We start from the raw sequence: 16,148 nt of genomic DNA, 5'->3' as shown, positions 1-16,148 counted from the left end.
GGAGGGTTCCTTGCCGATCGGTAAATAATGCTGTTTCAGGACAAAAGGTCCATCAAACGGCACAATTAAGCAGCCACTGGGTAGTCGGTAAAGTCCTGGAAGAGGAGATCGGAGCAGGCTTCCCAGTCCAGGTCGTGCCGGTGGGCGGGCAGCCCCTGCACGGCGTCCGTCACGAGCCGGGGTCGGTCGGTGGCGATCTCCCGTGCCCGGCTGATCGCCAGGTGCAGGGCCATCTCCTCCCCGGTGCAGCCCGGTTCCAGGTCTCGCCCGGCCGTGAGGTCGCCCGCCAGGTCGTCGAAGGTGCGCGCCATCTGCCGACGCCAGCCACTGTTCTGGCCGAAGGTCAGTTTCGGCAGGCTGGCGAACAGGCCGGCGCTCTTGTGGGTGAGCTGCTCGTCTCCCAGTGCGGTCACCTCGGCCCACGCCGCCTGGCTCAGGTCTTCCAGCGCCAGGCGCAGCACTGCCCTGGTGCGTGGGGTCAGCTCCCAGAGGTCGTCTTCGTCGGCCTCGTCGTAGGGGTAGTCCATGCCGTGCTGGGAGAGGTCCTGGAGCCGTTGCCGGACCTGGGCGGCGCCTTTCTCGGGCGCGGCCATGCAGGTGTCGATGACGAGCAGGCCGTCCTCGTACTCGTCGGCGGCCAGCAGTTCCGCGGCTTGGTGGAGCAGTGTGGCACCGGTCACCGTGGCGGTGTCGTCGGTGGGGAGGACGACTGCGTAGTGGTTGTCGGTGAACCGGTCGATCAGCGCGGCTACCAGCGCGGCGGCGACGACCGGGTGTTGCCAGGGAGCGGGCAGGTCCAGGTGGTCGATCACCAGCAGGCTGTTGAGCATCTCGACGGCGGCTTCGAATTCGGAGTTGAACTGGCCGTCGGGGGTGAGGACCTGGGTCGCCACGTGGCGGATGAAGCCGCCTTCGTCGGTCATGCGGTCGTACAGGTTGCCGCTGCGCCAGTAGAGGCAGCGTGCGGCGCGCATTGTTCCGATGGGCTGGCCGTTGGCGTCGATGCGCGCCGACCAGACCTGCAAGCCGTCGCCGGAGCGGTCGGTGAGGCGGGTTTGGTGCCGAAGCTCCAGTGAGAGCAGAGCGGGGTCCACCCGCGTGCCGGTCGCGGTCGGGTGCGGTGCCATCGTGCTCCCTGGTTGCGGCTCTTTCCCTGCGGGATGGGTGAGCCAAGCCTAAGGCTTCGGGAGGCTCCGGCGGCCGGCCCTTCCCGAAGCTCCGTGGGCTCGGACGGCCTCCCTCCCTATGGCAGTGAAGCGGCCGGATGGCGATCCGGTCGCCGCAGGGCCTCCAGCACGCGCTGAAGCATGGCGGTCTCCGGGGGATGGGCCTGGACCGCCGCCTGGGCCTCTTCGAACCAGTGGCCGAGCGACGTGCGCCATTGCGATTCTGCCTGCTTGGCGTGTGCTCGGATCTCCGCGAGCACCGTGTCTGCCTCGATCGAGAGGCGGACCAGTTCGGAGGGGGTGATCAGCAGCGGTTGCTCTCGGTCAGGTCCCAGGTCGATCTCCACGCAGTGGGTCGGGCTCTGCCGTTCCGTCAGGTCGCCGGGCGGCACGAGCCGTACGCCGATGCCGCTCACCGGGAGTACCCGGCAGCGGGCGGGCCAGCGGGGCGGCCCGGGGCGCGGGTGGGGCCGGTGACGAGGGCGAACCGCTGGACGGTGGCGGCGTGCGGGACGGAGAACGGGTTGCGGCCGGTGACTCGGACGATCCGGCCGCCGCCCTCTCCCCAGCGCAGGTCCAGGATCTGGCAGGCATGCCGGTCGATCAGGAGCCAGTCACCCCGGGCGAGCTGGCGGGGGCCGGCAGGCGTCGGCTTGGCGAGCACGGTGCCGTCGTCCAACCGCACGGTGCTCGGCAGCGGTTCGGGGACCGGCGGGCGGAAGTCGTAGAGCTGACGTCTGCGGGCGGGCGGGGTCACGGCTGCTCCCGGTGCTGCTGGGGGACGGTGTCGGGTGTCGGCTTCGGGTACCGGGCCCACACGGCCTTGCCCGTGGCGGTCTGGAAGGAGCCCCAGCTCTCGCTGAGCTGCGTGATCAGGTGCAGACCGAGTCCGCACTCCTTCTCTCCCGGCTCGTCGGTGTCGGGGACCGGCTTGCGGGGGCTGGTGTCGAAGACCAGCACCGTCCAGCAGCCGGCCTCGGACGTCACGACCAGGTCTGCGGGGCCGGGCGCGTGCCGCTGGACGTTAGCCATGAGCTCGTCCACGATCAGGGCGGCCTCGCCGACGGCCTCGATCTCGTCGTCCGTGCCGGCCAGGCCCGCGAGGCAGTAGGCGGTAACGGCCCGGTGGGCCCGGTGAACCACCTCCAGGGTGACGGCCGCGAACGTGTAGGTGACGCCGTCCACGGGGGCGGGGGCGAGCCCGGCGTCCGGCGGCGCGGCCAGGCGGTGGGGGGATGCTGCGGTGAGGGTGCTGGTAGTGCTCTCCACGACGAACGCTCCGTCCGTACTGCTGATCCGCGCCCGGGCATGCAGGGGCGCACTGGTTCACGTCGCGGTGAGTGATCATGCGGGGACTCGCCGCAAGCATGCCTAACTGTCCTACCCGGTTCGCAGAGCGTCAAGACGAGAGAATGCGAATTCGCATATCTTCGATTGGCGAAAACCAGTACAGGGGGCAGACTGTGACCCACCATCACCTCGGGAGGCAGCAGCACGTGGCACCAACCCCTCCGCCGACCTTCCGCAAGCGCCGACTCGGGCAGACCCTGCGCCGACTCCGGGAGAGCCGCGGCCTCACCCAGCAGCAGGTAGCCGACGCCCTTGGCATCCAGATCGACCGGATCAGCCGCGCCGAGCTCGGGCGCACAAAGATCGACATCCCACTGCTGCGCGCCCTGCTCAACGAGTACGACATCACCGACGCGGGTCTTCGCCAGACCCTGGAGGACATGACGCGCAACATCGGCAAGCGCGGCTGGTGGCACTCCTACAACAGCTTCCTGACCCTCAACTTCCAGGATTTCCTCGGGCTGGAAGGCGAAGCCACGCGCACCCGGACCTACCAGACCCTGGTGCCGGGCCGCTTGCAGCTGGAGGACTACACCCGCTGCCTCCTGGAGGCCGGCCTCGGCATCGTCCACCCGACGCGCGAGCAGCTCGAATCACGCGTTGCCGTCCGACTCGAACGCTAGAACCGGCTCCACGCACACCCCTACGAGGTAATCCTCAGCGAGAAGGCCATCCTGGACGACCACATCGGCGACCCGGATGTCATGCTCCGTCAGGTCCTGCACCTGCGCGAACAGGCCGACCGCAAAGGGATCCGGCTTCACATCCTCCCCGGCGGCCGCGGCCCGCACCTCGGTCTCGAAGGCCCCTTCACGCTCTTCGACTTCCCCGACGGCGGCCAGCTCGTCGCATTGGAGGCGCTGCTCAACTCCTTCTACCTGGAGGACGAGTACTCCCTGACCACGTACACGGCGGCCTTCGACCAGATCCGCGACCTCGCCCTGGACATCGACGAGTCCAAGGCGTTCCTCGAACGCGCCGCACACGCGGCGTAGCAGCACAGCGAGAGAGGCACTATGCCAGCAGCACCGTTCATCCCGCCGGACGAGTGGGAGTCCTACTCCGGCGACAGCGGCCAGTGCGTCCGGTGGCGCAATCCTCCGGGTGAAACGCCTGGGGAGAGGATCGAGATCGGGGACTCCAAGGACCCGGACGGGCCGACGCTCATCTTGCCCATGGAGTCCTGGCTCCGGTTCCACGCGTGGGCCGCCCGGATGGAGGCGTAGCAGCAGGGTCCGGGAGAAGCCGGAAACGAGGGTGCCCGGCGGCCGAGGCCGCCGGGCACTGCTGTTCTCCCCTCCCCTACCGGCCGGCCGGGGCGAGGGGGACGATGAAGCGGCGCAGCGCGTGGGCGGCGCCCATGGTGGCGCCGAAGCTGGCCACGGGCGACAGCCCGAGGACGAGGGTCCGGGCGGTGCCGGACAGCATGGTGTGCGCGATCGCCATCAGCCCGAATTGCAGGGCGATGCCCGCGATGAGCATGGCGGCCAGGCGGGCGCCGACGGGGAACCAGGCCGGGCCCGGCACGTGCAGGGCCTGCTGGGCGTGGGCGAGGTGGCCGGAGATGTCCTCGGTGGCGGCGCCACACTCGCACACCATCATGGTGCGCCGCTCCCCCGCGATGACGGAGGCGCCGTAGTCGATCTCGTGCCGGATGCCGTGGCGGCCGTCGTCCATCCTTCTGCGCTTCACGCGGCCTCGCTCGTCGTCCTCCTGTGTGCTGCCGGGCCCACCTTAGTGGCGGTCGGCACGCGCACGGCCCCGTTCAGCGCTGACCCGGTCTGTCGGTGGCCCCAACTAGAATCGGTTCATGGGTACTTGATACCTAATCAGCTAAATGTTCCAAATGTGCGCTTACTGCACGCCCCCGAGCCGGAGGACACAGGACGATGACCGCTCCCGCCCAGACCGCTCCCGCCCAGATCGCCCCCGCACCCGAGCGCGCCGACCACGGCCCGTACCAGGCCGCCGACGCGGCCGGCATCAACCGCTACCTCTGGGACCTCGGCCGCCAAGCCGGGCTGATCCCGGCCGCCGACACCGACCGAGGCCGCTGGTCCGCGGCCGTCGTCCACCAGCTGCGCACCGAGCTGCCCGAGCTGCTGCCCCGGCTCGACGCCCTGCGCCCGCTCGGCGCCCGCCGGATCGCGGAGACCCTGCGCACGGTGACCGGGATCGCGGCCGTCACCGCCGACGACGTGCCAGTCCTGGCCGACCGGGGCCTGCTGCGGCGCCTCGGCGAGTTCGAGGGCCACCCCACCTACGGCGCGCTGGAGGCCGAGCAGTGGACGGAAACCGCCGCCCTGGCCGACGTCGTCGGCGAGCGCACCGCCTGGATAGAGGCCTCGCTGTCCACCGCCGGCGCGACGAAGGCCTGCCCCTGGGCGGAGAGCGAGCACGAGTACACCTGGGCCGCGGAGCAGCGCGGCACGGTACCCGGGCGCCTCGGGCGCTGGGCCCGCGAAGACGTCGAGGCGCTGGCGGCCGACACCGAGCTGGCCGAGCAGGTGGAGGGACGGCGCCTGATCCCCGGGGAGCGGGCGGCCGACTATCTCGACATCAGCTACACCCGCGATTTCCCGTACGTCCTGGCCGCCGGGTGGCTGGAGCCGGCGGGCACGTGGTCGAAGTCCATGGGCACGGTGCGCACCGTGGAGGTCAAGCTCTACCGGACCGCCGCCGTTCTCGCGCTGCGCGAGCGCGACGGTGTGGACTGGGAGGCTGTGCGGGCCGTCCCGCCGGGCCGGACTTCGGCCCTGCGCGCCCACACCGTCCGGAAGCCCAGCCGGGCCGAGCTCGCCCGCCGCCTCGCGGCTGCGGTAGCCGAGCAGCACCAGGTGCCGGTGCACCTGCTCCACGACAACGTGCAGGACGCCTGGAGCATCGCCTGCTCACCGCAGGACGAGCTGCCGCTCACCCGCCAGCTGCTGCTCGCCGCTGCCGACGGCAGCGCCGAGATGGAGGCGATCGCCCGCGGGCTATGCCTGAAGGATGCCCGGCTGAGGACGCTGCTGACGGCCCGGGAGGTGTCTGCTCCAGGCGCCGGACTGGTGATCGACTGCGAGACCACCGACCTCTACGACGCGCGGGTGTGTGAGATCGCGGTGATCGACGCCCACACCGGCAAGACCCGGCTGAACCAGCTGATCAACCCGATGACGCCGAACCGCGCCACCCACATCCACGGCATCACCGACGCGATGGTGGCCGACTGTCCTACCTGGGAGGAGATCCTGCCGAAACTGTTCCGGATCACCCGGGGCAGGCGGCTGCTGGCCTACAACAGCTCGTTCGACATGGGCGTGATCACCGGCCACACCCGTGCGGTCGGCCGGCGCCCCGGGCGCCTCGCGGACCAGAAGACATGGTGGTGCCTGATGAACGCCCGGTCGGTGTGGGAGGTCCACCGGGATTACAAGCTCTACGGCCCCCACCGCGCCCTGGGCGATGCGCGGGCCGCCCGGGACGTCCTGCTCTCGATCTCCGAGAGCAAGGGGCTGGTCACCATCGACCCGTCCGGTCCGGCCGTCGGCCGTTGACGGCCCCGGTTGGCCCCACCCGGAACGCGCAGAGGGTGGCGGTAGGGCGTGATGGCTCCGAGAAAGCAGCGGCGGGGCCTCCCGGATTCCGGGAGGCCCCGCCGTTTCGGTGTCAGCAGCCGCAGCCGCAGTTCGCGCACAGGCCGCAGTGCTGGCAGCGCTCGCGCTCCAGGTCGCCGCAGGGCTGGAAGCGGTCGCCGCCGTCGGACTGGGGGTCGGGGCAGTAGCACTCGCAGCAGCTTCCGCACACGTCGTGGGTGCGGTCCTCGCGCTGCCCGTCGATCACGATGGACGATCGGTCTCCGCAGTCCCGGCACCGGCGCAGCTTCAGCTCCGGCGCCGGCGGGCGTGCGGCCACGTCAGCTGCCCACTTCGTGAGCGTGGCGAAGTCGGCGTCGGTGAGTCCGGTGCGCGGGTCCACCACGTGGAGGAGCACCGGCGCTCCGTGGTGGCGGGACAGGTCCCGCTGCATGTTCTCGGGGAAGCCGGCCGCGAGCCACGCGAACGGCCGGTCGATACCGGCGCGCTCCAGGCAGGTGGCGGTGAGCACGTCCCGGCTGCGGTCTCGGATGGTGTCCTTCGGGTCCCACATGGACCTGCCGGGGTCGTCCGGGCGGGCGAAGAAGGACTGGTCTTGCACTGGGATAAAGCCGGGAAGCCGGGTCAGGCCGGCCGATGGGAGCAGCTCTTCGATCTCCTGTGGCTGCCAGGGGCCCACCACGGTGAGGTCGAGCGGGAGGCTCTCCAGGCGGGCGCCGATCTCGGGGTTGAGGTGCACCCAGTGGGACTCGGGCTTGGGGTAAGCCGGGTAGTCCTTCCAGGCCTGGGGGCTGACCGGGTGGGCGGCGTAGCCGGGCAGGCGGCCGGCGCTGCCGTAGGGTGACAGGACGCCGTCGATGTCGAACAGCAGCAGCGGGCGCGCCCGGGCAGCGGTCGTGCCCGGGTCGGTGGTCGGTGAGGCGGACGGCTGTGTGGTCACGGTGCTCTTCGGGTGCAGGCGGGACAGGTCACTGGCATTCAGGAAGGCGGATTCCCCAGGCGGCGGTCAAGTCGTGCATGAGGGTGTCGGGCAGGGTGTCGGGCGGACAGTCCTCGAACACCCCGATCAGGCTGACGGGTTCGGTGTGCAGCCGCTCCAGGACCGCGAGCAGTTCGGGCTGGCGGACGAGCTGGAAGCGTCCGCCGGGCTGGTCGTGCCTGCTGCCCGGGCCGTAGGCGGTCAGCAGCGCCTCGACCCGGCCGCGGTGGGCGTCGGTGAAGGCGCGCAGCCGGGCGGTGTAGGCAGGGCCGTCGTCGGCGATGGTGGGTGCCAGGGCGGCCAGGGCGGTGCTGGTCAGCGTGACGTCGAAGGGCCGGGTTCCTGCGAGTTCGGCGTACAGGGGCAGGACGGCGTGCAGGAGCTCGCCGGCGGTAATCGCGGTTGACCTCCAGGTGAAGGGAGCGGCCTGGGCCATCTTGTCGCCGCGGCGGTTGGACCACTCGAAGACCAGGTGGTGGAGTTCGTCGATACGCGGTCCCAGCTTGCCGTACAGCGCGGCGTTCGCCTCGTTCCAGCCACGGACGTAGTCCTCGCTGGACTCGGGGCCGTTGCCGAGCAGCAGGTCGTTGAGGTGGTGGGCGATGTCGAAAATGTCGCGTCGTCGGGCAGCGATCCGGCCGGGTGGTTGTCCAGGTCCGCTAACAGGTCGGCCACCAGGTGCTGGACGAGGAACTCCGCGGCGGTGGGGACGCGGTAGCCGTCGGAGTCGAAGTCCGCCTTCGCGGCGAGACTGTCGCACCGGGCGGTGAGGAACACTGCGGCGGCCTGGACGTCGGACCGGGTGGGACGCGGGCTGTTCACTGGATGGCCCCTTGAAGGTGATGGGCAGGTTCCGGGGTGCCCCGGGTTGCACGGTGCCCTGGGCTCGCCGAGTAGGGATCGCCTGCGCCGCTCGGTGCCAGTGCAGGTATCCGGCGTGCAGCTCCACGGAGCGGCGGTCGGCCGAGTGGAGTGCGTGCGGCCAGATCGTCGGCGGGGTGGAGCTCGTGTGAGGGGCCTTCGTGTCCAGCAGGTGGTTCGGGGTGGTGCCCAGCGCAGCGGCGAGGCGTTTGAGTTCGAGTGCTTCGACGCCGCGGCGAGCCCGCTCGATTTCGCTGTAGCCCGAGCGCGGGATGCCGAGCGAGCGGGCGACCTCATCCTGGGAGTGTCCGCAGGCGAGGCGGGCCGCACGGATGCGGCCGGCCAGCAATGCCCGCGCGGGTGCGTCGGCGTGAGGCCGGGTCATCCGTCGCCCGCGCAGTCGTGGTCGGCGTCGACGTAGTCGCCATCCTCGGAGTCGGTCTCCCGCGACCGGCCGCAGGTGCAGTCGGCGCGGCCGTCCCAGGCGATCTCGCCGTCGGATCCGCCGTTGTCTTCGCACTCACGGTCGGCGTCGACGATCGTGCCGTCGTCGAAGTGGGCGTCGCCGCCCCTCCCCGCAGGCGTGGCATTGCCAGGTCGCATACCAGCGGATCACCGGGGGTACCGTCCGGACCTGCCGGTGCGCCCGCAACTGTGCTGGCGGTCAGCACGGTTACGCTGCCGGGAGGTTGAGGTCCGGTCGGCGGCGCCGGCACGATGCTGTCGGCGTTCACAGGTCCGCTCCCCCGTCCTCCTGCACGCCACGCATCGGTGCCGCGGGCGGCAGGGCGAGCAGGTCGAAGCGGGCGGTGCCCTCGGTGCTGTCCGCGCCCGGCAGGATGCCGAGGAAGCGCAGGACGGCGATCTGCTGCTGGTCGAGCGTGTCTTCCTGGACTGCGCGGAGCTGCTTGGCCTGCCACTTGCCGGGGCGGAAGTCCGGGTCGTGGGCGAGGCCGGGCCGGTTGACCGGGCCTTCGACGGTTCCGCCGGCGGCGAGGTAGGCGGCGTAGCGGCGGGCCGAGCGGTTCCAGTCGGGAGACTGGCGCCACAGCGGGTCCAGGGCGTCCAGCCGCGAGCGCTGCTCGTCGGTGAGCGCGTCGGGGTTCTCGCGCTGGCGGCGCATCCACATCCCGTCGGCGAAGTCGTCGGTGCGGTGGCCCACCGGCATGGCGAGATGGCCGTACCGGCGGTGGAAGAGGAGTGCGTAGGCCATGCCGCGGTCCCAGGCGTTGGCGCGCTTGGACCAGATCATGCCGATCGCGTCGAGTTCGGTGCGCCGCGCGGGGTCCATGGCGCCGGTGGTGTGGACGTAGCGCTGCTGGTCGAGCCAGGAGATGAGCTCGCCGTACTGCTTCTTGTCGGTGACATCCAGGTGCCCGTGCTCGGCGTAGAAGGCGGCTGCGGCCTTGTACTGGCGTTCCCACTCCTGCGCTCGCGGGCTGAAGGCCCGCAGCTTGAGGGCGCGGAGGATCTCCTGCTGGTGGGCGCCGGCGTCGATGAGCAGCCACTCGATCGGTGATTCCTGCGGCTCCTCGTCCAGCAGAGCCTCGTCTTCGTCGTCGCTGTCGGCCGCGCGGGAGGGCGTCGTGCTGTCCGGGGCGGTGAGCGGGCCGGTCGGGCCGGTGCGGTGGGTGCGCAGCTCGGTGATGCGGCCGACCACCCGGGAGTCGACGGAGGCCAGGGCCCGCAGGACCTGGAGGATCGTCTTGTAGGGGCTGGCGTTGATGGCGTCGTCGGCCTCGGTCTGGACGGCCTGGCCGGCGTCGGTGACGTCCATCGGGTCGGCGGCGGGGAGGTCGTCGGCTTCGCTGCCGTCGGTCTCGGCGCTCGGGGTGGGCAGGTAGACCGGCATGATGATGTAGGCGATCTTGCCCTGCTGCGGGCGCTGCCGGACGGCCCGGCCGAAGGCCTGAACGATGTCGATCTCGGAGGACTTCGGGTCCGCGAAGACGATCGCGTCCACGGCCTCGATGTCGATGCCCTCGCCCAGGAGCCGGGCGTTGCAGAGGATTCCGCACTCCTCGCCGTCGTCCCCGGTGTGAGCGGAGAACCTGCGGAACGCGTCGCGGCGGTCCTTGAGCTTGTCGGTGCCCGCGATGGCCGCGGTCCAGATCCGCTCGGGCCGCGCGTAGTCGGCCAGCGGGTCGCCGGCAGCCTGGCGCGCCTTGTCGACCAGGAGGTCCGCTGTCTCCAGCAGGGTGCCCGAGAACTTCCGGGCGGCGCTGATCCGGGAGTGGAAGGTGATGACGCGCCGCAGTCCAAGGGCCGCGATCGCGCGCAGGACGGCGACCTGGAGGGCGAGGCGTTGCAGGTCCTCGTTGGTGCGCTGGGAGCGCAGGTCCGCGACGGCGGGCAGCATCAGCAGGTCCGCGAGGTCCTGGTCGGTGACGACGGGAACCAGCACCCGGTAGTCGGCGACCCAGCCTTCGGTCTGGGCCTGGGTGTAGCCGTAGCGGGCGACGATCTTGCCGTAGGTGCGCTGGTCGTCCATGGAGTACAGGAGGGGGACCTTGCCGACGACCAGGTCGGTCAGGTCGTCGGTGCCGGGGCGTCGGGCGGAGATGCGCGGGGTAGCGGTGAAGTAGAGGCGGGCCACCGCCGGGACCTTGTCGTCCTCGTGGATGGCCGCCCACGGCTTGTCGACCGAGCCGGCGGTGCGGTGGGCTTCGTCGACGACGACCAGGTCCCAGGGCGCCAAGGCGAAGTCCGCGTGGGCCTGGACGATGCGCTCCAGCGAGGCGTAGGTCGCGTAGACGGTGATCGGCTGGCCCGGCTCGGCGCTGTGGACCAGGTCGGTAAGGCGGGCGGCGTCGGTGGTGACATCGGCCCTGATGTCACCACCGGCCTCGGCGCGCTCCAGCGCTTCGTCGCGGGAGCACACCGCGACGGCAAGTCCCCGGCGCCCGTGGCGGGTGCTCCAGGCGTTGGCCGTCTGCTCGGTCAGCTCGATCGTGGGGACGAGGACCAGGACGCGGCCGTAGCGGGCGAGACGGCGGGCGCACTCGGCGGACACCGCGGTTTTCCCGGAGCCGCAGGTCATCTCAACCGTGGCGCGGCCGCCGTTCTTGACCTCGCGGCACGCGGTGGTGGCGATGGTCTTCTGGTAGTCCCGCAGCGGGGTGACGGTGAGCCGGGGGGTCTTGAGCCGGCGGCGCGGGTGCGGCGGGGCGGCCGGAAGCGCGCGTTCTTCCCGCTCGGCGGACGGGGACTGGGTGCCGGTGGCGGACGTCTCCACGGTCGGGTGGTCCTCTGCTTCTGTTCGGGCGGGGCGGTCAGTTGTCGGTCTCGGTCTGCGCCAGGTCGAGGCTCTCGTGGTCGAGGTCGTGGTACTTCCACGGGTCGTATCCGCCGGGCAGGGGGCCGGCCTCAGCTCGCCGCACCCGGCGCCGCCGAATGGGCAGAGCTGGAGGCGGCCGGGTGCTCGGCGGCGCCCCGGCTGTAGCGGTGGCGGACTGCCGTGTCCTTGACTCCCAGGCGCTGGCCGATGCGGGCCCAGGACGGGGCGGGCCGGCAGACGTCGCGCAGTGCGAGCACGAGTTCGTCGGCCAGGGAGTCGAGCTGCTGCTGGGCGTTGGAGACGTCGGCCAGCAGGGCGAGCAGGGTGTCGGCGCGCTGGTCCTCGGGGACCGGGTACAGCCGGTGCTTGATGAGCGCGAGGTGCTGGCGGGCACTGAGGGCGGACTGGACCAGGGCCGCGGTGCTGCGCTCGCCGGGGGTGAGGGTCTCGTTCCAGGCCAGCGTGGCGCGCCGGGTGGCCGAGGTCAGCTGCCGGAACTGGGCCAGGGCGTCGAGGCAGTGGGTGCACAGGCCGGGGAGGGCGTCGGCGGGGTCGGCGCCGGTGTCGAGGTGGCCGTCGAGGGCTGCCAGGACCGGCGCCTGGCAGAAGGTCTGCAAGGGGGTCATGCCCAGGTGGGCGACGGGGACTTCCTGGCCCTCGGAGGTAGGCGCGAGGGCTTTGACGTAGGGCAGACGCGGGGGCAGCACAGCACATCTCCTTGCTATGAATAGCAGATGGCTTGCTAAATCTAGCAAGCCATCCCGCTTTGCGGCAACCCTATGTGGCGACCCTTTCACACCTCGTGATCACCTGAAGGTGTCTCCTTTACGGCTCGGCGCAGCGGGAGCACCTTCGCGTCGGACTCCGGTGCCGGGGGCCGACAGCGGTGATCGGCCTGCCAGGCCTTGGCCTCCTACTCGGTACGGTGTCGAAGCCCGAGTGCCAGCATGTCCGGCAGGTGGTGGTGCGGGTCTCGGCGTCGAAGACGTACGGCTTGTACATCTGGGCGCTCCCTTGCGGTGGTGGAGCGTGGCGGGGGTCAGCGGCGTCGGCCGCGCGTGGTCGGCGGGTTCGGTACCCAACCGCGGATCTGGAGCCAGCGGATGTCTGCGTCCTCCACCGCCCGGTCCGTCTCGACCAGCCAGGCCTTCACCGCGGCCGTGACGTCGCCGCGGTGCTGCGCCACGCGGCGCGACCATTCGCTGGCGTCGAAGCCGATGATCCGCTCGCCGCGGCGGCCGACCGTCTGCGAGCCGTACTTGCGCTCCTCCGTCCCGTCCGAGCGAGGGACGACACCGCGGCGCAGGCCTGGGGAGTCCTCTCGGGATCCGGCGGCCATCGTGAACTGGTCCGCTTTCATGCGGACCGTGATGGCGATCCGGCCGTGGGCCTTCGCGGTCTCGTGGACGACGTCCGCGAGGTGGGAGGCCCCGGACTGGATGGCCTGGTGGCCGGCGGTGCCGGTGCTCGACCGCCCGAGGGTGCCGATGATGTTCTTACCGCGCACGCGGGCCTTCTGTCCGGTGCGGGTGCGGCGGTCGGTGATGTGCTGCTGGGCGATCTCCGTCAAGAACTCCAGGTCGCGCTCGCCGCCGCGCACGGCACGCAGTACCTCCTGGAGGGCGCCGATGTACGCCTTCCCCTTGCCGCCGCCCTTGGTGAAGATCTGGGTGATGATCGAGGCGTTGCGGCCAATCATCCCGGCGACCTGGCTGCGGTTGTAGCCGAGGTCGATGAGGTCCTGGGCGAGACGGCCGGCTTCGTTCAGCGGTGGGGGCTCGGAGGTCGGGCTCATGGCTTCCTCGGGTGCGGTGCGGGCGGAGGCGGGTTGACGGGGTCGATGCCGGAGGGAATGTGGGCGGGCTGCCGGGCCGGACGCACGAGGTGTGCGTCCGGCCCATCGTCAGCGCCGATGTGACCGGCTCAGCTACGTTGGGCGGCGAGGTGGGCCCGGCCGCGACCCCGCAGGACCATCAGCTCGTCCACGGTGGTCGGCGCCGCGACGGGGCCCGGCAGCAGGCCCTTGAGCAGGTACTCGCCCGGCGCGCCCCGGTAGGGCCAGCGCGGGTCCTCGGCGAGGTCCAGGTAGATCGCGTCGGTGCGGAAGGCGACCACCGAGCCAGGCGGCATGTGGAGGGCACCGACCCCGGTCTCGGTCCCCGCCTCCTTGTCGCGCATCGTCATCGTCAGCAGGGCTGCGCGCGCGCCGCCCCACACTCCGGCGGCCCAGTGCGGGTGCGGATCCGACGCCGAGTGGGACAGACGCCGCCAGGTGATCCCGCTCTCGTCCTGGCTGAGGATCTCCGCTCCGTCCGGCACCTCCTCACCGCGGGGGGTGAAACCGGTGTTCAGGGTGGGCCCCTGAGCGAAGGCACCGATGGTGTACAGGAGGATGGAGCGGACGGCGCGGGCCGCGAGGTAGGAGGCCTGGCGCACCCGGGGGTCGCCGTTCACCTGCGAATTGGCCACCAGCTTGGACCAGGTCTCCTTGAGCTTGGTCGCCCACAACTTGAGTGGGGCACCCGCTTCCCAGACGAGCCCGTCCAGGATCTCGATCCCCCACGGCCCGATCGGGTTCTTGAGCGCCACGAAGACCTCCGGCCCGCTCGCCCAGGTGGTGAACCTAGTGCCGGGCTTTGCGGGGTAGTCCCAGGCGCGCTCGCCGAACACCGGCGCCGGCAGGAGGCCGACGTGCTGCCACCCGGCGGGCACGGTGACCCGGATGTTCCAGTGCGAGGGGGCCATCAGCGCGGCCTCCTGCTCCGACTCGGACAGCACGGCGAAGCCCCGGGCGGTCAGCCGCCGCGGCTCGCCCACCCCCGACTTCCAGGTGTGCTTGGCGTAAGCAAAAGTCCGGTCGAGCTCCACCAGGCCCGACAGCCGCTCCGACACTCGCGGGGGCAGGATCAGCTCGGTGCGGCCCTGCCCGGCGGTGGCGTGCATCAGCTCGCGCACCTCCATGCCGGGCGCCGGGTAGCCCCGCGCCCAGTCGCCCTTCGTCGGGATGGTGCGGCGCCACAGGTCCAGGCCGGTCAGCGAGGGGAACCCGAGCAGCGCCGCCTTCTCCCAGCCCCGGTTAGCCCGCAGCGCGTTGTACAGCAGGAGGAAGGCCGCGCGCACGAGGGCGACGTCGGCGCCCTTCGTGTCGAACCACTGGCCCGCGGAGAGGATCTCGACACCCTTGTCCTTGGGAGCCGGGTTGACGCGCTTGTACCGGCCCACGGGGTGGCGCTCGTGGGCGAAGTGCCCGGCCGCCGCGTCCCGTCCTCGCCCGGCAGCGACGCCCCACTTCTGGGAGGGGGTGTTGAGCCAGGCCGCCACCGCGGCGATGAGTGTCGGGTAGCGCTCGGCGCCGATGTGCCAGGGGTCGCCCGCGGTGATGTAGATCCGCTCGGTGCCCGGCGCGGCGGCCTGCACCGCGTCGAGGATCTCCCCGGGAGTGCGCCCGCCGAGGTCGACCCGGACGACCTGGTCCTTGAGGGTCATTTCGCCGGTCGCGGCGTCGAGGAACACCATGCTGCGCATGGTGTGGTCGAAGTTCGGCCGGGTGGAGACCAGGTTCGGGTCGAGCCGGGTGAAGTCGGCGCCCGCCGCACCGGTAGGGATGCTCGGCAGCTCACGGAAGCCCGACTCCTGGACCTGCGGGCGCTCCTCGGCCGCGGGCGTCTGCTCGGGCACGGCAGTCGCGACCGTGGGCTGCTCGGCCTCGGAGGTGCCGGTGCCGGGCTCGGGCGCGAAGGCCGTGCCCTCAGCGGGGGCAGGCTCCGGCTCGACGACGCTGGCGGCGGGTACGGGCTCGGCGTCGGTGGTGACTGGTGCCGACTGGGCAGGGGCCGGCTCCGGCTGCGGCTGGGCGGCCGGGGCCGTGGTGCGCCGGTCTGCGGGGGTGGGGTCCAGGAGGGGCGCGATGTCGACGACGTCACCCACCGACATGCCGCCGGCCTTGGCGATGACGTCGGCCTTCGCGCCCTCGAAGGACGCCAGCTGCATCACCTGCCGGGCGCGCTGGTCTCCGAGCTTGGCACGGGCTGCTGCCGCTGCCGCGACGACCTTCTCAGCGGCGGCGACCTCCTTGTCGGCCTGGCCGATCGCGGTGCGCAGTTCGCGCAGCTTGGCCAGCCCGTTGTTGTACTCCTGGCGTCCCATCACTCCCCCGTTCCGTTGGTCGCGTCGGTTGCGGCGTTGACGCCACCAGGAAGGGGGTTCAGCCAGTCGGCGTCCCCCTCCGTGCCGTAGATCTCCGCCAGCCCGACGAGCAGATAGCGGTAGGCCTCGCGCTGACGGCCCCGCGGTTCGGCGGCCCCCGACTCCCAGCGACCGAAGAGCTCACGCGAAACGCCGCCCACGGCTTCGGCGGCCTGGGCCTGGGTGAAGTCGCCCTGCGTGCGCAGCCGCTTGCGTTCTTGGGGGGCCGGTAGTGGCGCACTGCGGGCCCTGGCCTTGTCGAGCAGCCGGTCCACGGCCGGAAATGGCGATGAGTCAGTCATCAGTACCTCCACCTCCAGAGTACCACCGAATGCGCATTGGCATCACATAGACGTCACATGTATCCGACATGAATATCTCACTGGCGTCACTTTGCGGGCCAGGGGCGCCGGACGGCCGGGATATGCCTGTCGGACGACGGCGAGTAGTTCAGTGGATCGCTCATGCGGTGCGGTCAATTGTTCAGTCCGTTGGTCAGTGACCTGCGGACTGCGGCCGACGCCCCGGGTGGGCCGCCCCACTGAACGATTCGATGCGCAGAACCGGCCCCCGGGCCAGTGCGCTGGATAGTTCAGTGCCCTGGTCAGAGGCCCGGGCACTGAACTCTTCGCTGTTGTCCGACAATGCGCCGACGGGGGCGGCTGACCTGTGACAGCGAAGCCGGGACGGTTGTCATCGAAGTCGGGACAACGGCTGCTTGTGTCAGCGAATCCAGGAAGCAGCGCAGTTTG

15 protein-coding genes and 2 pseudogenes are annotated in these 16,148 nt (G+C 71.2%); 3 read left to right on the top strand and 14 right to left on the bottom strand.

Annotation, left to right across the window (positions count from 1 at the left end; translation table 11 throughout):
• Positions 1–65: 65 nt before the first annotated feature.
• The 4 genes from ACFWIS_RS38895 to ACFWIS_RS38880 form a co-directional block, all read right to left on the bottom strand.
• Complete coding sequence (locus tag ACFWIS_RS38895; protein WP_380524323.1) at positions 66–1,127, bottom strand: hypothetical protein; 1,062 nt, start codon at positions 1,125–1,127, stop codon at positions 66–68.
• Between the two features lie 116 nt (positions 1,128–1,243).
• Positions 1,244–1,582, bottom strand: a complete 339-nt coding sequence (locus ACFWIS_RS38890) for a hypothetical protein (RefSeq protein ID WP_380524322.1) — start codon at positions 1,580–1,582, stop codon at positions 1,244–1,246.
• Entirely contained in the window at positions 1,579–1,923 is a 345-nt protein-coding gene (locus ACFWIS_RS38885) for a hypothetical protein (protein WP_380524320.1), read from the bottom strand. The genes ACFWIS_RS38890 and ACFWIS_RS38885 overlap by 4 nt, the downstream gene beginning before the upstream one ends.
• A complete protein-coding gene (locus ACFWIS_RS38880; RefSeq protein WP_380524318.1) occupies positions 1,920–2,435 on the bottom strand; it encodes an ATP-binding protein in 516 nt (171 codons plus the stop codon). The genes ACFWIS_RS38885 and ACFWIS_RS38880 overlap by 4 nt, the downstream gene beginning before the upstream one ends.
• A 77-nt stretch (positions 2,436–2,512) precedes the next feature.
• Between ACFWIS_RS38880 and ACFWIS_RS38875 the strand changes: the two are divergent.
• Positions 2,513–3,511, top strand: a pseudogene (locus ACFWIS_RS38875) (helix-turn-helix domain-containing protein).
• 21 nt (positions 3,512–3,532) lie between these two features.
• Positions 3,533–3,742, top strand: coding sequence for a DUF397 domain-containing protein (locus ACFWIS_RS38870; protein WP_380524317.1), 210 nt, complete (start codon positions 3,533–3,535; stop codon positions 3,740–3,742).
• A 76-nt stretch (positions 3,743–3,818) separates the two neighbouring features.
• Here the strand turns inward: ACFWIS_RS38870 and ACFWIS_RS38865 are convergent, their stop codons facing one another.
• Positions 3,819–4,208 (bottom strand): hypothetical protein, encoded by a 390-nt coding sequence (locus ACFWIS_RS38865; RefSeq protein WP_380524315.1) that lies wholly within the window; start codon positions 4,206–4,208, stop codon positions 3,819–3,821.
• A gap of 197 nt (positions 4,209–4,405) precedes the next feature.
• On the opposite strand from ACFWIS_RS38865, the gene ACFWIS_RS38860 reads away from it, so the two are divergent.
• Positions 4,406–6,055, top strand: a complete 1,650-nt coding sequence (locus tag ACFWIS_RS38860; protein WP_380524313.1) for a 3'-5' exonuclease — start codon at positions 4,406–4,408, stop codon at positions 6,053–6,055.
• A gap of 112 nt (positions 6,056–6,167) precedes the next feature.
• On the opposite strand, the gene ACFWIS_RS38855 is transcribed toward ACFWIS_RS38860, so the two are convergent.
• From ACFWIS_RS38855 to ACFWIS_RS38815, 9 genes and pseudogenes are all read right to left on the bottom strand, one after another.
• Positions 6,168–7,034, bottom strand: a complete 867-nt coding sequence (locus ACFWIS_RS38855) for a hypothetical protein (protein ID WP_380524311.1) — start codon at positions 7,032–7,034, stop codon at positions 6,168–6,170.
• Positions 7,035–7,062: 28 nt separating this feature from the next.
• Complete coding sequence (locus ACFWIS_RS38850) at positions 7,063–7,833, bottom strand: hypothetical protein (RefSeq protein ID WP_380524325.1); 771 nt, start codon at positions 7,831–7,833, stop codon at positions 7,063–7,065.
• Positions 7,834–8,121: 288 nt separating this feature from the next.
• Positions 8,122–8,319: pseudogene (locus ACFWIS_RS38845) on the bottom strand (helix-turn-helix domain-containing protein); the annotation flags it as partial.
• Positions 8,316–8,537: a hypothetical protein gene (locus ACFWIS_RS38840; protein WP_380524309.1), complete on the bottom strand. Its 222-nt coding sequence runs from the start codon at positions 8,535–8,537 to the stop codon at positions 8,316–8,318. The gene ACFWIS_RS38840 and the pseudogene ACFWIS_RS38845, both read right to left, overlap by 4 nt.
• Before the next feature lie 127 nt (positions 8,538–8,664).
• Entirely contained in the window at positions 8,665–11,169 is a 2,505-nt protein-coding gene (locus ACFWIS_RS38835; protein ID WP_380524307.1) for a Helicase associated domain protein, read from the bottom strand.
• 131 nt (positions 11,170–11,300) lie between these two features.
• On the bottom strand, positions 11,301–11,918 hold the full coding sequence (locus ACFWIS_RS38830) for a hypothetical protein (RefSeq protein WP_380524305.1): 618 nt from the start codon (positions 11,916–11,918) through the stop codon (positions 11,301–11,303).
• A gap of 332 nt (positions 11,919–12,250) precedes the next feature.
• On the bottom strand, positions 12,251–13,006 hold the full coding sequence (locus ACFWIS_RS38825; RefSeq protein WP_380524303.1) for a helix-turn-helix domain containing protein: 756 nt from the start codon (positions 13,004–13,006) through the stop codon (positions 12,251–12,253).
• A 128-nt stretch (positions 13,007–13,134) separates the two neighbouring features.
• The gene (locus ACFWIS_RS38820) at positions 13,135–15,357 is read right to left on the bottom strand and encodes a hypothetical protein (protein WP_380524301.1); all 2,223 of its coding nucleotides are present in this window, start codon (positions 15,355–15,357) and stop codon (positions 13,135–13,137) included.
• Positions 15,357–15,698 (bottom strand): hypothetical protein, encoded by a 342-nt coding sequence (locus ACFWIS_RS38815; protein WP_380524299.1) that lies wholly within the window; start codon positions 15,696–15,698, stop codon positions 15,357–15,359. Before ACFWIS_RS38815 ends, ACFWIS_RS38820 begins: the two co-directional genes overlap by 1 nt.
• Positions 15,699–16,148: the final 450 nt, after the last annotated feature.

This window comes from Kitasatospora sp. NPDC127060 (assembly GCF_042724935.1).
Taxonomy (GTDB): Bacteria; Actinomycetota; Actinomycetes; order Streptomycetales; family Streptomycetaceae; genus Kitasatospora.
This window is presented reverse-complemented; position numbering and strand designations above follow the sequence as displayed.